A 16793-nucleotide genomic window follows, 5' to 3' on the forward strand; every position below is an offset into this window, starting at 1 on the left:
GGCGTCGCCCTCGGGCCCCGAAGGCCCGCCGCTTTGGGATCGGGCGCGGAGGAAGGCGGCCAGCGCCGAAGCTTCCGTTTCGGTGAGGCCGAAGTCGGGCATTCCGATCCACGGATAATGCCTCGCCGGCGCCTTCAGGAACTCGCGGAGCGCTTCGGGGCGCCATTTGGCGGCCAGGTGAGAAAGGGGCACGCGAGAGGAATCCGGCTCGCGGTCGGGTCGCGTGTGGCAACCGACGCAGCGGAGCTGGGCGAACAGGCGCCCTCCCTCGGCCACGGCCTCCGGCGCGGGCGCGGGCCCCTCGGGCGGAGGCGTCCCGAGGGTCGCCAGAAACGCCGCCAGATCCGCCGCCTCCTGGGCGTCGAGGTCCGCGAACCGGGGCATGGAGGCGTCCGCGCGGAAAGCCCGCGGGTTGTGGATCCATCGGGCCATCCATTCGGGCCGGAGGCGGGCCCCGACGTCCTTGAGCGACGGGCCCGCGAGTTCAGGCACGAGCCATCCGGCGATTTTCGCCTTCCCGCCGTCTTCGAACGCGGGGTGGCATTGGAGGCAGCGCCGGGAGGTCAGCACCTCGAGTCCCCGGCGCAGGAGGTTCGGCCGGGCGAGGGCGGGCGTCGCGGGGTCGTGGAAGACCGCGGGGGGGCCCACGGGTTCCCGCGGAAAATCCTGTGAAGACCAGGAGAGCCGGAAGAAGGCGTCCCCTTCGGCGGGGCTGGAATAGCGGACGAGGAGGCGATTGCGGCCTTTCTTGAGGAAAACGGAGGTTCCCTGGACCTTCGAGAAATCGTCGCCCCGCGCTTCCAGCGTCAAGGCGCCGTTGACGCGGACTTCAAGGGTGCCGCGGCCTGCGGCCGAGAAGGAGCAGTCGGTTCCGAGATCGACCGTGACGAATCCTTCGAAGAGGGCCTCGAAGGGACCTGGGGCGAGGAAGGGGGTCGGGGAGCGCCCGGCCGGGACGTAGAGCGCCGCCAGCCGGGCGACGCGGGCGTCGGTTCCGGAGGCGGAACGGAACGTGACGGCGAGACCGGCGGCGAGCGGGAGAGGTTCCGGCGGGGCGGCTTCCTGCCGGCGGGCCGGGCTTCGCGCGGCGGCGGCCAGTCCGCCGGCGAGGGCCAGCCACAGAGCGAGGGGCGCGCTTTTCACGGCGATGCGGAGGTCAGGATACCCTTGGAGGGCGAGGGTCGTCAATCTCCTCCGGGCGAAAAAAAGCCCCGGCCGGGAGGTGTCCCGGCCGGGGCGCTCGGTTCCGCGGGGGCCTCTTACGAGAAGAGGCTCATGACCGGCTTGCCGCCCTTGACATAGGGAATGTACCGGCCTTCCGTGTTGTACTTCTTCTTCGGGTCGATGCCGCACGCGTGATAGATCGTCGCGAAGAGATCGTAGATGCTGACCGGCTTGTTGCAGGCGTGGCCGTTGGGGCCCGTGTCGCCGTGGACGCGGCCGCCCTGGATGCCGCCGCCCGCCAGGACCACGCTGAAGCCGTTGGCCCAGTGGTCGCGTCCCTGGCCGCCGTTGATGTCCGGCGTGCGGCCGAACTCGCCGCACCAGAGAACCAGCGTCTCCTTGAGCATGTCCTTCTCGGCCAGATCCTTGATCAGGGTTCCCAGGCCGCGATCCACTTCCGGCACAAGGCGCTTGCAGCCGCCGGCGACGTCGTCGTGCATGTCCCAGCCGCCCAAGCCGATTTCGACGAAGGACACTCCCGCCTGGACGAGGCGCCGGGCCAGGAGGCAGTTGATCCCGAACCGGCCGCCGTACTCCTTGACGAGTTCCGCCGGCTCCTCGCGGTAATTGAAGGCCTTCAGAAGCGGCGTGTTCATCACGTCTTCGGACTTCACGTACGCCGCTTCGACCTTGGCGACCTCCTTCTGCTGCCGCTTGGCCGCCCACTCCTTGTTCTGCTCCAGGAGGAGCTTGGCGCGCTCCTTGTCCCGGTTGGCATCCACCGTGCGGCGGATGTTCGGAATCGGGTTGTCGGCGTTATTGAGACGGAACGGCAGGTAATCCTCGCCGAAGACCGTGGACTGCGGAATGAGGGGCGGGTCGATGGCGATGAAGTGAGGCAGGGGGAAGTCCTTCGCGCCCTTCTCATAGGAAATGACCGTGCCCGTCGCGGGGATCTCCAGCCCCTGGATGGGCTGCATCCCGATGTGCATGAGCGACGTGCCGCGCTCGTGGGCGCCCTCATGGGTGGCCATCGAGCGGATCACGGCCATGTGCTTGGCCTGCGAGGCGCAGATGGGCATCAGCTCGCTGAACTTGACCCCCGGCGCCGAGGTGTCGATGGGCTTGAACGGAGCCTTCGGCTTCGGGTCGAACGTCTCATACTGGGTGGGCCCGCCGCCCATCCACAGCATGATGACCGCCTTGGCCCCCTTGCCGGCGTTCTGCTTGGCCACGGTCTGCTGGGCCAGCGCCGAATGAGGCAGGGAAGCCGCCGCCAAGCCCGCTCCGGCCCCGAGGCTGAACCTCAGGAAATGCCGCCGGCTGAAGGCGGGCACGCAGTGTTCGCACTTGAGCATTCGCATCCCCTCCAACGTTATGTTCTCAGATCCCTTTTTTCCATCAGTGACGCGTGACGAATTCCGTGCTGTTCAGGAGCGTCCAGTAGGCGTCCTCCCACCCCGAGCCCGGGTGCTGCTTGACGAAGGCCGCATACCGCGCCTTCTCGGCATCCGTGGGCTTGCGGGAAAGAGCCGCCAAGAACATCTCCTCGACCTTCTGCTCGTCCGTCCCCTGCATGCTCTTGATGCGGGAGAGGACGCCCCCGCCGGAGATCCAGCTCATGATCTCCTGGTTGTTCCGCAGGAGCAGCGCCTGGCGCGCGTTGCCCGGAAGGGGGGTCGTCTCGCACCAGATCGCTCCGGCGGGGAAGAGCGACTGCACCATCTGGAGCACCCGGCCGATGTTGCGCTCGGGCGCGCCCTTGGTGGCCACGAGAATCGAATTGATGAGCTGCTCCCCGCTGAGCTGCTGGATGGTCCCGCGCGAGAAGTCCACCTTCGCGTAGGTGCCGTCCGCCTCGCAGGAGAGCTGATAGACCTGCGAGTTGCAGATGGCCCGCACCAGATGCTTGACCGAGTAGCCGTTCTGGATCAGGTCCCGGGCCAAGGCGTCGAGAACTCCGTTGACGACCGGCTTGTTCCTCCGGGCCGCGAAGTCGTCCACCGGATGGACGACGCCCCGTCCGAAGAGCCAGCCCCACACGCGATTGGCCAGCGCGCGCGGAAGCTGGGTGTTGCCCTTGTTCGTCATGAGCTGGACCAGGATCTTCACGCGATCCACGCCGGGGCCCGGAGGCGCCTGCCCGCCGAAAAGGAAGATCGGCTTGGCCGCGCCGCCCGACTTGGACTTCTTGACGATATCGCTGTCGATTTCCACGTCGTTGATCATCGCCTCGCCTTCATCGGCGTACTTGATCTCGACGTGCTCGACGGCGTCCTTCTCGCTGGAATTGCCGTAGCCGCGGGCCCGCATGCGGGCGTTGAAGGCCGCCAAGCCGTAGAAGTGCTCCACCGTCCAGTTGTCGAACGGATGGTCGTGGCACTTGGCGCACAGGAGGCGGATCCCCAGCATGTGCCGCGCCACGTTGTTGGCGAACTCGCTGACGGGCCCTTCTTCATTGTAGAAGGACAGCTTGTAGGCCAGGGCCGGGTCTCCTTCGTCCGTCCCGCGGGCGTCCAGCATGGCCGCCACGATGTCGGTCCAGGGACGATCCTTCTGGAGCTGGAGCTTGAACCAGCGGATGAAGTCTCCCATGATCCGATCGCGCGCCGCCTTCGAGAGCTTCGGCATCGTGTCCATCTTGACGTCGTGGTAGTTGCCGAAGAAGGCTTCCGCGAACCGGCGCGACCAGAAGTCCGCCCACGCTTCGGTGTTCAGGAGTTCGTCGATCTTGGCGACGCGCTTGTTCGGATTCGTGTCGGCGAGGAACGCCTTCACCTCCTCGAGATTGGGCGGATAGCCCACGAGGTCCAGCATGACGCGGCGCAGGAACTCGCCGTCGTCCGCCGGACGCGCCTTGCGCGAGATCGCGCTGTCGATGGATGAACTGACGGCCGGCTTCCTCGGTTCGGACTGCGTCTGCAAATCCGCCGCGGAGCCGGCCAGGAAGAGGAGCAGGAGCGCTCCCGCCCCAACCTTGAAAGCCCTCATCGCAGATCCCCTCCAACAAAACCCTTGCTCCATATTTCTAACACTCCATCCCCCCCGGAATTTTCAAAAGCGCGTCATCTCGGAAGCTCCGTCCGGCGCTCCCGTAAATCCTAACATCCAGACGGAGGAAACGAGCCTCCTCCGTGCAAAATGGACTCTACGGAGCCGCTCCTCGCCGCCCCCGGATCGCGCGCGCCAGGGCGCGGACCCGAACCGGATCCACGGGCCCTTCGGTCCTTCCCCCTCTTTTGAGCGCCGTTCCGACGATGAATCCGTCCGCCTCGCGGAAGCGCCCCACGTTTTCGGGAGAAACTCCGCTGGCCACGTACACGGGCCGATCGGGCACCGCCCGCCGCACGGCGCTCAGCTGCTGCGGGTCCGGCGGGGCGCCCGTTTCCGGTCCCGTCACCAGAAGGACGTCCGCCAGCCCGCGGTAGGCGACCTCGCGCGCGGCGGCCGTCAGGTCGCCGCCCCCCGCCGGCCGGGCGTGCTTAACCCACACGTCCGCGAACACCGCCGCGCGACATCCGATCGAGCGCCGATAGCGCAGCGTCTCGTGCGCGCGACCGTCGATCTGGCCCTGGTCCGTAAACGCCGTCCCCACGTGCACGTTCACCCGGATGAAGTCCGCTCCCGAAGCCAGGGCCGCCGCCAGCGCCGCTTGGGCGTCGTTGCGCAGGACGTTGACCCCCACGGGCAGGCCGGTCGCGCGGCGCGCCTCCAGGGCCGCCACGGCCAGAAGCGCCGGAACGTGCGGTTCCACCTCCCCAGGCGCGAACGGAGCGTCGCCGAAGTTCTCCAAGAGCAGCCCGTCCGCTCCGCCCCGGGCCAAGGCCCGCGCGTCCGCGACCGCCCGTTCCAGGACCTCGTGTGGGCGGCGCGCCCGGGGCGAGCCCGGCAGCGGCGGAAGATGAATCATGCCGATCAGGGGCCGCCGCGCCGCGAAGATCTTCACCGCGCCGGATTATAGCGCCCCGCGGGTCCATTCAAGGTTTTCCGCTTGACTCCGCCCGGGACCCGCCTTATGGTGGCTTGAGGCGAGCCGAAGGAGAGGAACTCTCATGGCACGCCTTCGCCGCCGCCCCCGTCTCACGGCTCCTCCCGCCGCCCGTCCCGCCCGCCGTCCGGCCGCCCCTGTCGAAGGCAACCTCGGCATCCCTCAGTGGACCGACCTCATCCGCGAGTTTCCGGATTACACGCAGGCCTATGTCGAACGGGGCATTCTCCTCTATAAAACGGGACGGTTCGACAACGCCCTCTATGACTTCAACATGGCCCTCCGCCTGGAGCCCGAACTTCCCAAGGCTCTCTACTGGCGCGGCCTGACCCTTCTGGCGTTCCGGCGTTTCAAGGAAGCCGCCGCGGACTTCCGGCGCTGTGTGGCCCGGGATCCGTCCAACGCGGATGCCGCCTTCCAGGCCGCCGCGGCCCTGATCGAGATGGGCGATCTCGACACGGCGCTCGAGCTTTTGGATCAAGCCGTGACGCGGAAGCCCGATCACGCCCGCGCCCTTGCGCTGCGCGGCGAGCTTCGACTGCGGCGACGCGACTTCGAGGGCGCCGAAGCGGACCTCTCCGCCGCGCTCGAGCGCGATCCCAAGAACGCCGCCGCCCTGGCTCACCGTGCCCAAGTCCATCTGGTTCGCGGCAACTACGGACGCGCGCTCGACGACCTCAACGCCGCGATCGCTCTCGATCCCGCCCAGGCCGGACCGTTCCACGATCGGGGAGTCATCGCCCTTCGGCGCAAGGACTACGCGGCCGCCCTGGGGGACCTCGAGAAGGCCATGGCCCTCGATCGCGCGATCCCCATCGACCCGCGCTATGCGGAGGCCTACCTGGACCGCGCGCGCCAGGCCGCCCGCTCGGGTCGCCTGGACGAGGCCATCGACTCCTATCAGGCGGCCCTTTCGCTGGACCCCGAAAGCGTGCCCGCCGCGGAGGCCGCCGAGTGCCGCCGACGCCGCGCGGCGGCCGCCCTGGAGAAAGGAGCCTTGGATGCCGCCGTGGCCGACTTCGAGGAGGCCGAAAGGCTCCAGCCGGCCGGATCGCCCCAGCCGCTCTTCGCGGACGCGCTTCGCCGCCGGGCCGCCGCCCGGACCGCCCAGGGCGCTCACGACGAGGCCCTGGCGGACCTGACCCGCGCCCTCGCCTTCAAGCCGGACCTCGCGCTCGATCCCGCCCTGGCGCCCTCCTTCACCCACCGCGGCCGGATGCGCGTGGAGGCCGGACAGTTCGCCGACGCCATCGCCGACCTCACGCGGGCGATCTCGCTGGCCCCGTCCGATCCGGCGCCGCGCGAGCTCCGCGCCGCCGCCTACTTCCAGTCCGGAGAGCACGAGCGGGCCGCCGGAGACCTCGAAATCGCCCTCCGGCTGAAACCCGACTACCCGCTGGATCCGACGCTTCTTATGGCCTTCGCCGAGCGCGGCCGCGCCCGTCTGAAGCGGGGAGACGTCCTCGGCGCGGCGGGCGATTTCGAGGTCGCCTCCCGCGTGGATCCCGACCTGCGCCGCGATCCGGCCTACGCCCAGGCGCTTCTGGGCCGGGCCACCGCCTTCCTCGAGCAGCGCAAGTTCGAGGCGGCGTTGGCCGACCTGGAGCGGGCGCTCGAGATTCAGCCGGATCTTCGCGTACCTCCGGGCGTGGCGGCCGCCTACGTGGCCCGCGCCCAAGTCCGCGCCGAGAAGGGCAAGGCGGACCTCGCTCTGGCGGACCTGGGCCGCGCCCTGGAACTGGACCCCCAAAGCGCCGCCGCTTACGCCCTACGGGCCGCGATTCGGCGCGACCGCATGGATTACGCGGACGCGCTGGCCGATTACCGACAGGCCGTGCGGCTGGATCCCGCCCGGGCCGCAACCCTCCGGGCGGACATCGCCGGGCTCGAGTCGATGCTCAAGTAGGCCCCGCTCGCGGGGAACGCGCCCGCTCTATTGGAGCGGGAGCGTCCCGGGCGCCGGCTTGGCCGGACCGCCCGCCTCGAGCGCCTCCGTGAGCACGTCCCGCAGCAGATCCATCTGGGCGCGGTCGCTCAGGCGGATTCCCCGCCGCGTGAAGCCTTCGAACGCGTCCGAGCTGACGTACTCGCGGATGTCCAGGGAAGGATCGGAGCCCGGCTTTTTCGGATTCTGAAGCAGGCGGATGCGGTACTTTCCGACGGGCGCGAACTCGCGGACGACCTCCTCCTTCGCCAGGGGCTTCTGGGTCTTCTTCTCCACGGCTCTTCTCCTGAAAGTCTTTTCTCTCGGGCGCCGGGCCGGCCGCCGTGGCCGCGCCTCCGACGGCGCCCGCGCCATGAAGAGCAACGGCCGTGCCAAGGACGCTTCCGGGGGAAGACGTGCGCACCGGCCGAGGCGTGTTACGTTCCGTAACGCGAGTAACCCCGGCGTCGAGATTCGCCGCCGGAACCGTACAATAGCGGGATCCTTCGGAGGCGGATCATGGACAGGCTCGGCTGGACGTTCGGGGTTCTTCTGGCGGCCTTGGGGCAGGGGCAGGAGGCTCCGGTCCGCCGATTCGGGGATCCCGCGCCGCCGCGGCCCGAACTTCAGGTCCCGTTCCCCGACGCGCGCTTTGCGCCGGCGCTTCCGGACGAGGTGATCGTCTTCGCGGGGTCCACGCACCTGGTGCTGGAGGCGCAGCGGGGGGATCTCGAGGCGCGGCTGACGATGGCGTTCCGGGATCGGGCGCCGCGTTTTCGCTCGATGGCCTGGGAGGGGGATACCGTTTACGAGCAATGGCGGGATCTCAATTTCGGAGACTGGCCGGCCCAGCTTGCGGCGGCCGAGGCATCGATCGTGATCTGCGGCTTCGGCGCGATGGAAGCGCTGGACGGAACGGCCCGGCTGGAGGAATTCGCGGCGGCCTACCGCAAGCTCCTCGACCGGTTCGGCGAGGTGACGCGTCGGATCGTTATTCTCACGCCGCCTCCCTTCGAGGCTCCGGCCTCCCCTCACGTTCCCGACCTTCGGGACCGCAACGCGGACGTCCGGGCGTATGCGGAGGCGGTGAAGCGGATCGCGCGGGAGCGGGGAGCGGTCCTGGTGGACCTGTTCGGGGCGCTGGCGGACCGCCCGGTCGGATCGCCGCGGCTGACCGAGAACGGGATCCACTTCACGTCCCAGGGATGGCGGTCCGTGGCCGCCCTGATCGCGCGCGCGCTCGGAGCCGAAGGTTCGGTGCCGCCCGAGGCGCTCCGGAGGGAGGTCGTGGAGAAAAACCGGCTCTGGTCCGAATGCTGGCGGGCGATGAACTGGGCCTTCGCGTACGGCGACCGGACGACGCAGCTTTTCGGCCAGGGCGTCGAGGGCCGACCGTCGCTGGTCCAGGAACTTCAGCGCTACAAGCCGCTGCTCCGGGAGGCCGACGCGCGTATTCGCGCGCTCGCGCGCGGGGAGGCGCCCCCGCCGGCCAGCCCGCCGCCTCGGTTCGACGAAGGTCCCCCCGCGCTCTCGCCCGAAGAGGAGCTGGCTTCGTTCCAGGTGATGGAGGGGTTCGAAGTCCGCCTGTTCGCCTCCGAGGCGGACGGCGTCGTCAAGCCCGTCCAGATCCGTTGGGATGAGCGCGGCCGGCTCTGGGCCGTGTGCATGCCGACGTACCCGCACCTGGAGCCCGGTCGGAAGCCGGCGGACTTCCTCCTCGTGTGCGAGGATTCCCACGGCGACGGCCGGGCGGACACGTTCACCCGCTTCGCCGAAGGGCTGCTCATGCCCGGGGGAATCGAGTTCGGCGACGGCGGAGTCTACGTCTGCGACGCGACGCAACTGGTGCACCTGAAAGACACGGACGGAGACGGCCGCGCGGACGTCCGCCGCGTGGTGCTCTCCGGATTCGGCACCGGGGACACGCACCAGCTCATCAATTCGCCCGTCTGGAGTCCGGAGGGGGATCTCTGGTTCGGCCAGGGGCTTCACATCATCTCCCGGGTCGAGACCCCCTGGGGCCTGGCGCGACTGGACCAGGCGGGCGTGTGGCGGTTCAACCCGCGAAGGCTGCAGCTTCACGGATTCTTCGGCCGCGCCACGGCGGGGGCGAACACCTGGGGCGTGGGATTCGACGACTGGGGCCAGGTCTTCCACAACGCGGGCGACACGAGCTACGGCTTTCACACCGTCCCCGGGATGGTCTCGCGGTACCACCCGATTCCCCATCCGGTGCGGCTGTTCATCTCGGCGGCCAAGAACATGGGGCTTGAAGTCGTCGATTCGACGCACCTGCCGGAGTCCGTGCGCGGGCTGTGGGCGGTCAACGTGTATTACTCGAACGAAGTGGAGCTTCACCGCCTGACGGACGACGGCGCGGGCTTCCGGTCGCAGAAGGCGGGGACGCTTCTGAAGTCTTCGAGGAGCGAATTCAGGCCCGTGGATACGCGCGTGGGGCCGGACGGCGCGCTCTACGTCTGCGACTGGTACAACCCCATCATCGGCCACTACCAAGCCTCGTACCGGCACCCCCAGCGCGACCGGGCGCACGGTCGGATCTGGCGGATCGCGGCGAAGGGGCGTCCTCCGGTCCGGCCGCCGGATCTGGCGGCGATGAAGACCGCCGAGCTCGTCGAACAGCTCCGCTCGCCCGAGCGATGGGTCCGGTATCAGGCGCGGCGTCTGCTCCTGGACCGGCCTTCGGCGGACGTCGTCGCGACGCTCGACGCTCTGGACCCGAAGGACGAGCGCTGGGCCTGCGAGATTCTGGGCGTTTACCAGGGTCACGAAGCCGTGCGTCCGGCGTTTCTGGAGAAGCTCCTGCGGGCGCGCGATCCGAGGGCGCGGGCCCGCGCGGTGCGGGCGGTGGGACGCTGGGCGGATCGACTGGCGGATCCGCTGGCGCTCCTGCGCGAGCGGGCGGTGGACGAGCATCCGCGCGTGCGCCTGGAGGCGATCGTGGCGGCGACGTACGTGAATTCGCCGCGGGCCGTGGAGGTGGCGATGCTCGCGCTCGACCGCCCGAGGGACGCGACGATCGAGTACGCCTTGCGGCAGGCCGCGCACGCGCTGCGGCCGCAGTGGGGACCCGCGCTGGCGGCGGGCGAGCTGGATTTCGGCGGCCGGGCGGACGTTCTGGCGTTCGTCCTTCAGGCGGTGGGATCGCGGGATGTGGCCGGCACGCTGCGCCGAACGGCTGCCGCCCCCGGCCTGTCGGCTCCGCTGCGGGAAAATCTCCTGGCGCTTCTAGCGGAGGTCGGCGAGCCGGACGACCTCCGGTTCGCGCTGGAGGCGGGCGCGTCGAGCCCGCGGGTGCTCGAGGCGCTGGCGGCGTCGGCGCGCCTGCGGAACAAGAGGCCGGCGGGGGACGGGGCGGGGATTCTGGAACGTCTCTGTACCTCGACCTCTCCGGCGATCCGCGCGGCCGCCTTCCGCCTGGTGGGGGCGTGGAAGGCGACGGCGCTGGCGGCCCGGGCGCGGGAGGCGGCGTTCGACCGTTCGGCCCCTCCGGAGGTGCGCCGCGCGGCGATCGAAGCCCTTCCGCAGGCGGCCGGACCGGCCGCCCTGGGCGGCCTGGAAGAGCTTCTCGAGGAGCCGGCGCTGCGCGGGGCGATCCTGGCGGCGTGGCTGGAGGTCGATCCGGCGGAAGCCGCGCGCCGGGCGGCGGGGCTGGCGCGATCGGCGCGCACGCGGGAAGAGATGGCGGAAGTCGTGACGCCCTTTCTCCAGCGCCAGGGAGGTCCCGAAGCGCTGGCCGCGGCGATGGGCGAGGCGGGGCTTCCGGCGGATGCGGCGAAGCTGGCGCTGCGGGTCCTGAGCGGCGCGGGCCGGGACGACGCGCCCCTGCGGCAGGCGCTCCAGAAGGCGGCGGGCATCCGCGGCGCGGCGCCGGAGTATGCCGCGGAGCTCGTGGCGCGGCTCGCGGAGGAGACGCGCACGCAGGGGGACGCGCGCCGCGGCCGGGAGGTCTACGGCTCGGAGCTGGCCAACTGCGCGGCCTGCCACCGGATCGACGGCCAGGGCGGCACGATCGGGCCGGACCTGTCGTCGGTGGGGCGCGCCCTGCCTCTGGATCTGATCATCGAGTCGGTTCTCTGGCCCCGGCGGCAGGTAAAGGAGGGATACCTGACGGTCCTTGTGCTCACCCAGGACGGAGGACTGTTTCAGGGCCAGAAGGTGCGCGAGTCGGCGGAGGAACTCGTGCTTCGGGACCTGGCGGCGGATCGGGAGGTGCGGATCCCGCGCGCGCGGATCCGGCAGATGAAGGACGCGGGAACGGCCATGCCGGAGGGGTTGACCGACGGCATGACGCGGCAGGAGCTGCTGGATCTTTTTCGCTATCTTTCGGAGCTGGGCCGGTAAGGGGGAGGCACCGGCTCGATGCCGCGGGAAGCCATTTCTTCGAGCTTGGCGCGGAGCGCGGCGGCCTCGTCGTCGCCGGCGGCAAAGGTCAGCGCGCGGCGGTAGTAGTAGCAGGCTTCGCCGGCGCGGCCGGCGGCCTCGAGGATCTCGGCGATCCGTCGGCAGGCCTCGGGGCGGGGCGGGTCGGCGTCCGTCCGGGCGGCGAATCGGGCGCGGAGCCCCTCGGGGCTCGTGGCCACGAGGAGACGGTCGGTCATGAGGAGGAAGAGTCCGCCCACGACCCGCAGGTGCGCCGCGTCGTCGGCATCCGCCCAGGGCAGCGTTCCGCGGCTGCGCCAGGAACCGGCTTCGTAGAGCTGGATCGCGGAGGCGCCCGGGATGTAGGCGACGCCGGCGGCGATGGCGCCGCGGGCCGGGCGGGGCGATTCTCCCGCCTCTTCCAGTTCGACGACGCGGCCGTCCGCGAGGCGCCATGCGTAATTTTTCCATCCTCCCAGCACGATCCAATCTCCGGTCCTTCCGAGAAGGTACTGCACGCGCGGCCAGTCCATGGACGCCTGGCGCGGAAGATCCAGGCGGCGGCCGGTCCAGCGGTCGAACGCCATCAGTTCCTCCGCGTCCTGGGCCAGAACGAGCGCGGCGCTCGGGGTCAGGAGGGGCGCGTTGACGGCGGTGCGCGCGTCCGGCTGGCGGGCGTACTTGACGAGCCATTCGATCCGCCCCGTGGCGGCGTCCAGGGCGGCGACCGCGCCGAAGCCGGTGGACACGACGAGCATTCCTTCGCGTTCGTCGAAGGCGGGGACCGCCAGAGGGCCGCGGCCCGGAGGCGCGGAGGCGACGCGGGTGCACCAGAGGGGGCGGCCCGTCGGGGCCTCGAGGCAGAGCATCATGCACTGGCGCTGGGGGGCATGGGTGGCCAGGGCGGCGTAAAGGCGCCGGCCGCGGACGACGGGAGCGCCGGCGAACCAGAAGTTCAGCCGCGCGTCCGGCAGGAGCTCTTCGAGGGAAGAGTCCGGCGCGTCCGTATCCCACAGGAGCTCGCCCGTTTCGAGCGCGAGCGCCCGCAGAGCGGCCGGCCCCTCGAAGCGATCCACCCGCCGGCCGATCTGCCCCTGCCGCGAGTGGATGCTGTACATGGTGGCGTAGACGCGGTCGCCGTCGGCGGTCAGTCCGGGCAGAGGCGCGGGATCGCCATAGACGAGCGGCCGGTACGCCCTTCGGGCGCCTTCGCGGGGGTACCGCCAGCGGAGCGGACCTTCGGGATCGAGGGCGGCGACCGTCAACCCGTCTCCGGCCAGGACGTATTCCGCGCCGGCGCGGAGCGCATGGGCCGGGGCCGCGAACGCGCGGCGGCGGCCGAGGGAAGGCACGCTCTCGGGCAGCGCGTACCGGCTCAGGGCGATCTCGGAGGTGGGCGGGGGGCCTTCGTCCGCCGGAGCGGGATCGGGGACGCGGAGGCTCTCCAGATATTCGCGCAGGTCGCGCGGGAGGCCGGCGACCCGGAGGGCGCCCTTCCAGTCTTCGCGGGCCGCGCGGGCACGCAGGACGTCCAGGCCCAGCCGGTCCCCGGCTGCGGCGTGGGCCCGGGCCAGGCGGGCTGCGATTTCGGGGGAGAAGCGCGTCTCGAGGGCGCGGATCCATTCCGCGAGGGCTTCCGCGACGCGGCCGGCATCGTAGTTCCGCGCTCCGGAGGCGGCGCGCTCCTCGAAGGCGGCGCGCGTGAAGCCGTACTTCTCGAGAAGGCGCTTCCGGTCTTCGGGCCGCAACGCGGTCTCGAGAAGCTGCCGGGTGACGAGCTCGTACGGTTCCCGGGCCGCGTCCGGCATGTCGGCCAGGCGGGCCGCCAGGACGCGCGGGAGGGGGAGCCAGCGTGGGTCTTCCGGATCGGGCCGCGCGAGCCGCCCGGCGGCGTGTTCGGCCGCGTAGGCATGCAGGTCGAAAAGCGCCTTCCAGTCGCGGGCCTCCCAGGCGGCGGCCCAGCGGCGCTCGAAGTCGTCGGTGACCTGGTCGAAGGCGACGCGATCCTCCTCCTGGAGGGGCGCCGGCAGGGGCAGGAGGGCGAGGACGGCCAGGGCCCGCATGCTTCTTCTATACAGTATACGCCGCCTTCGGGGCGGTCTTGCGCCGGGGCCGCGCGTTCCGGTAGCCTGAAGCTCATGCGGGCGGCGGCGCTGGCGGTGCTGGCGGTCGCGGGGTGCGCCGCGGAGGCGGCTCCGGCGGCGACGCGCCTGGAGCTTCGGGTACGCCGGGCGATCGCCGCGCACGCGCCGGAAGCCCGGCCTTCCGTGTGGCTCGGCGGGATGAACGGCCGCGAGATCCTCGCCCTGGACGCGGACCGTCCCGTTCCGGGCGCCAGCACCCTCAAGGTTCTCATCCTCGTCGAGGCGCACGCGCAGGCGCTCGAGGGGACGTTCCGGTTTTCGGACTCGGTGACGCTCCTGGAGGAAGATCAGGTGGGGGGCACGGGGTCGCTGCGGCGGGAGCGGCCGGGCACGGCCTGGACGTACGCGCAGCTCGCGCGCAAGATGATCGCCGAGAGCGACAACACCGCGTCGAATCTTCTTCTGCGGCGGCTGGGACCGGAGCGCGTCAACGCGCGGGCCCGGTCGCTGGGACTTTCGGTCACGCGGCTGGAGCGGCTCTTCATGGATTTCGAGGCGCGGCGGGAAGGGCGCGAGAACTGGACGACGGCGCGCGAGATGGGGCGCCTTCTGGGGGCGATCCTGCGGCGCGAGATCCTGACGCCGGAGGCGTGCGGCGCGATGATCCGGACGCTCGAGGCGACCTCGCGCGGGCGGATCGCCGCGGGCGTGCCGCGCGGGGTTCCCGTGGGCCACAAGAGCGGTTCGCTCCCGGGCGGGAGGCACGACGTAGGCTGGGTCCGCCTTCCCGGGCGTCCGTACATCCTGTGCATTTTCCTCGAGAACGTCCTGGAGCGGCCGGGCGGAGAGCGGGACGGCGGGGTGGAGGCGATCGAAGCGGCGGCGCAGGCCGTGTACGAGGAGCTGGGCCCTTCGGACGAATGAGCGGGCGCGGTCAGAACCCGAGGTAGAGCTTCTCCGCCGTGACCAGGTGGGCGCGCGAGAGGGGCGGCAGGTGGCGGAAGGCGACGCCCACGTGCCAGCGGGGTTCCAGGGAGAGGGTGTCGCGCCGGCACCAGCGGACTTCCCCTTCGGCCTCGAGGCGGGCGGCGGGACGGCGCAGGTCCACCACGAGATCCACGCGTCGCCCGGGGTCGAGCGGCCGGCCGCACACGAGGTGAGTGCCTCCGAGGCTGAGGTCCTGGAGCCGGCGGGCGGCGTTCGCCGAGAGTCCCAGGAGGCGCCAGAGTCCGCGGGCCCGGCAGGTCACGGGGCCGGTGGAGGGCGAGAAGCGCGCGAAGCGGCGCTGGGGGTCGCGGGCGCCGGACGGTCGGGCGTCGGAGCGCGACGGAGGAGCCAGGAACCGAAACCGGTCGCCCCAGCAGGAGACAATGCGCTCGAAGCAGATGCCGGCGAGGCTGGGGCCGTCGCGTCCGAGGGTGCGGGACCAGCGCACGCGGCCGCGGGCGCGCAGGCGGGCGGTGCCGTCCAGGGCGGCCACGTCCACGACGACGGCCAGATGTTCCCGCAGGCGTCCCGCCGTGACCAGGCGGGCGCCGCGGGGCCCGAGGTCCACAAGACCGCGCGCCAGGTTGTAGGGCGCGCCGCGCCAGGCGGATTCGTCGGCGACGCAGGTGACGGTGACGTCCGCGTCCGGGCGGAGGCGGAGATCGCGGCGGCGTTCGGCGGACATGCGTTTCCCCCTTCTCTCTATTCCCGATTCTAATGCGCGATCGGGCGGCGGGGAAGGACCCCCGGGTTACCGGGAGAGCTTGAGTTCGAGGGCGTGGCGCGGCGGCCGCACCGAAAGCGTGTGCCGGAGGATGAGATCCGAGACGCCGTCGCCGTTGAGGTCGGCCACGAAGGGTTCCGTCAGCGAGGTTTCGGGCGGAGGGTTGAGGGTCACGGCGCCCGCGGGAGCGTCGGCCAGGAAACGTTCGGGCACGCCGGGGTAAAGGCGCAGGGTGCGGGCGTCTTCGGCCACGAGGAGGTCGCGGCGGCCGTCGCGGTTGAAATCGCCCTGGAAGTTGGGGCGGAAGACGAGATCGAGTTCGATCGACTCGCGGGTGAGCTGGAACGAGAAGGGGATGGAGAACCGGAGTTCCTGGACGGGGTCCTTGGAGAAGCGACCGGCCGGCGTCATGGGAAAAACGTGCAGCTCGAGATCCACGCGTCCGGAGAGGAAGACCTGGACGCCTTCGGTGACGCCGAACTTGCGGATGACGCCCATGACGAGGTCGGGCCGGCCGTCCCGGTCGAGGTCTTCGAGGTAGACGCCGGTGGACCAGCCGTCGCCGACGTGGAAGACGTCGTCGGGCTGGGTGAAGTCCGTCCGTCCGGCGCGGCCGTAGTAGGCGTGGACGCGCCCTTTGGAGGGGTAGACGAGCACGACGTCGAGGAGCCCGTCGCCGTTGAAGTCGCCGAGGCGGGGAGGGACCTCGAACTGGAGGAGGCGCACGCGGCGCCGGCGGCGCTCGGCGGCGAGGTCGAACGAGCGCGGGGGAAGATACCGGCCGTCGGGGCCCTGGAGGCAGGCGATGAGGGCTTCGTCCCGGGACGTGACGAGATCCGGGCGGCCGTCTCCGTCCAGGTCGCCGAGGGCGAGGACGGGGACGGTCGTGATCTCGGTGAGTTTCTGATGGGGAGCCCAGGGGACGGCGATGGCGGTTTCCACGGGGAAGGGGACTTTCTGGAGGGCGCGGAACTCCCCGCCGGGATGCTGCTTGAGGAGCAGGAGCGCGTCCTTGAGGAAGAGGACGAGGTCCGGGCGGCCGTCGCGGTCGAGGTCCGGGGCGAAGTCGAGGAAGAGCGGCGCGCGGCCTTCGGCCAGGGTTCCCTCGAAGAGGGAGGGATGGACGGCCAGGTCGGCCGGCTCGGCGCGGAAGCCGCCCGGGCCGAAGGGGCGTCCCTGGACGGCGCGGGAGCCGGCGGTGAGAAGAGCGGGGCGACCGTCCAGGGCGGCCAGGGTCCAGAGGAAGGCGGTGGGCTCCAGGCGCAGGACCTGGAGGGGCTGATCGGGGAAGCCCCGGCGGGGATCCTGGAGGAAGACGTGGAGGTCGCGGCCGTTCTGGACGACGAGGTCGTCGCGGCCGTCGCCGTCGAGGTCGCGGGCGACGATGCGGTCGGCGCGGCCTCCGGTCTCGAGGGTCCGCGTCTCGAACGCGGGATCCTGGAGGAGGGCGAGGAGAGCGGCGAGCGCCCGCATGAAGGGAGTCTACGGGATCTCCCCGAAGGCGGTCAACGGCGGGAAGTGGGATCGCGGGGGCGAACCTGA

At 71.0% G+C, this 16793-nt stretch carries 11 protein-coding genes; 3 read left to right on the plus strand and 8 right to left on the minus strand.

Annotation, left to right across the window (positions count from 1 at the left end; all coding sequences use genetic code 11):
• The 4 genes from VNO22_06470 to VNO22_06485 all read right to left on the minus strand — a co-directional run.
• Nucleotides 1-1143, minus strand: a 1143-nt coding sequence (locus VNO22_06470) for a cytochrome c (GenBank protein ID HXG60996.1), incomplete at its 3' end; no start/stop codon positions are given.
• A gap of 116 nt (nt 1144-1259) precedes the next feature.
• Nucleotides 1260-2522 (minus strand): DUF1501 domain-containing protein, encoded by a 1263-nt coding sequence (locus VNO22_06475; protein ID HXG60997.1) that lies wholly within the window; start codon nt 2520-2522, stop codon nt 1260-1262.
• Between the two features lie 43 nt (nt 2523-2565).
• Nucleotides 2566-4155 carry a DUF1549 domain-containing protein gene (locus tag VNO22_06480; GenBank protein HXG60998.1) on the minus strand — a complete coding sequence of 530 codons (1590 nt, stop codon included), beginning with the start codon at nt 4153-4155 and terminating at the stop codon, nt 2566-2568.
• Nucleotides 4156-4312: 157 nt separating this feature from the next.
• Nucleotides 4313-5110 (minus strand): BtpA/SgcQ family protein, encoded by a 798-nt coding sequence (locus tag VNO22_06485; protein ID HXG60999.1) that lies wholly within the window; start codon nt 5108-5110, stop codon nt 4313-4315.
• A gap of 106 nt (nt 5111-5216) precedes the next feature.
• On the opposite strand from VNO22_06485, the gene VNO22_06490 reads away from it, so the two are divergent.
• The gene (locus VNO22_06490; protein HXG61000.1) at nt 5217-7058 is read left to right on the plus strand and encodes a tetratricopeptide repeat protein; all 1842 of its coding nucleotides are present in this window, start codon (nt 5217-5219) and stop codon (nt 7056-7058) included.
• 27 nt (nt 7059-7085) lie between these two features.
• Here VNO22_06490 and VNO22_06495 read toward each other — a convergent pair whose 3' ends face one another.
• Entirely contained in the window at nt 7086-7373 is a 288-nt protein-coding gene (locus VNO22_06495; GenBank protein HXG61001.1) for a hypothetical protein, read from the minus strand.
• A 222-nt stretch (nt 7374-7595) separates the two neighbouring features.
• On the opposite strand from VNO22_06495, the gene VNO22_06500 reads away from it, so the two are divergent.
• A complete protein-coding gene (locus VNO22_06500; GenBank protein ID HXG61002.1) occupies nt 7596-11438 on the plus strand; it encodes a PVC-type heme-binding CxxCH protein in 3843 nt (1280 codons plus the stop codon).
• On the opposite strand, the gene VNO22_06505 is transcribed toward VNO22_06500, so the two are convergent.
• Nucleotides 11414-13519, minus strand: a complete 2106-nt coding sequence (locus tag VNO22_06505) for a PQQ-binding-like beta-propeller repeat protein (protein HXG61003.1) — start codon at nt 13517-13519, stop codon at nt 11414-11416. The genes VNO22_06500 and VNO22_06505 overlap by 25 nt on opposite strands.
• Before the next feature lie 75 nt (nt 13520-13594).
• On the opposite strand from VNO22_06505, the gene VNO22_06510 reads away from it, so the two are divergent.
• Nucleotides 13595-14464 carry a serine hydrolase gene (locus VNO22_06510; GenBank protein HXG61004.1) on the plus strand — a complete coding sequence of 290 codons (870 nt, stop codon included), beginning with the start codon at nt 13595-13597 and terminating at the stop codon, nt 14462-14464.
• Between the two features lie 10 nt (nt 14465-14474).
• On the opposite strand, the gene VNO22_06515 is transcribed toward VNO22_06510, so the two are convergent.
• The gene (locus tag VNO22_06515) at nt 14475-15212 is read right to left on the minus strand and encodes a PilZ domain-containing protein (GenBank protein HXG61005.1); all 738 of its coding nucleotides are present in this window, start codon (nt 15210-15212) and stop codon (nt 14475-14477) included.
• Between the two features lie 66 nt (nt 15213-15278).
• Nucleotides 15279-16724 carry a VCBS repeat-containing protein gene (locus VNO22_06520; GenBank protein HXG61006.1) on the minus strand — a complete coding sequence of 482 codons (1446 nt, stop codon included), beginning with the start codon at nt 16722-16724 and terminating at the stop codon, nt 15279-15281.
• Between the last annotated feature and the right edge of the window lie 69 nt (nt 16725-16793).

Source organism: Planctomycetota bacterium, assembly GCA_035574235.1.
Classification (GTDB): domain Bacteria; phylum Planctomycetota; class MHYJ01; order MHYJ01; family JACPRB01; genus DATLZA01.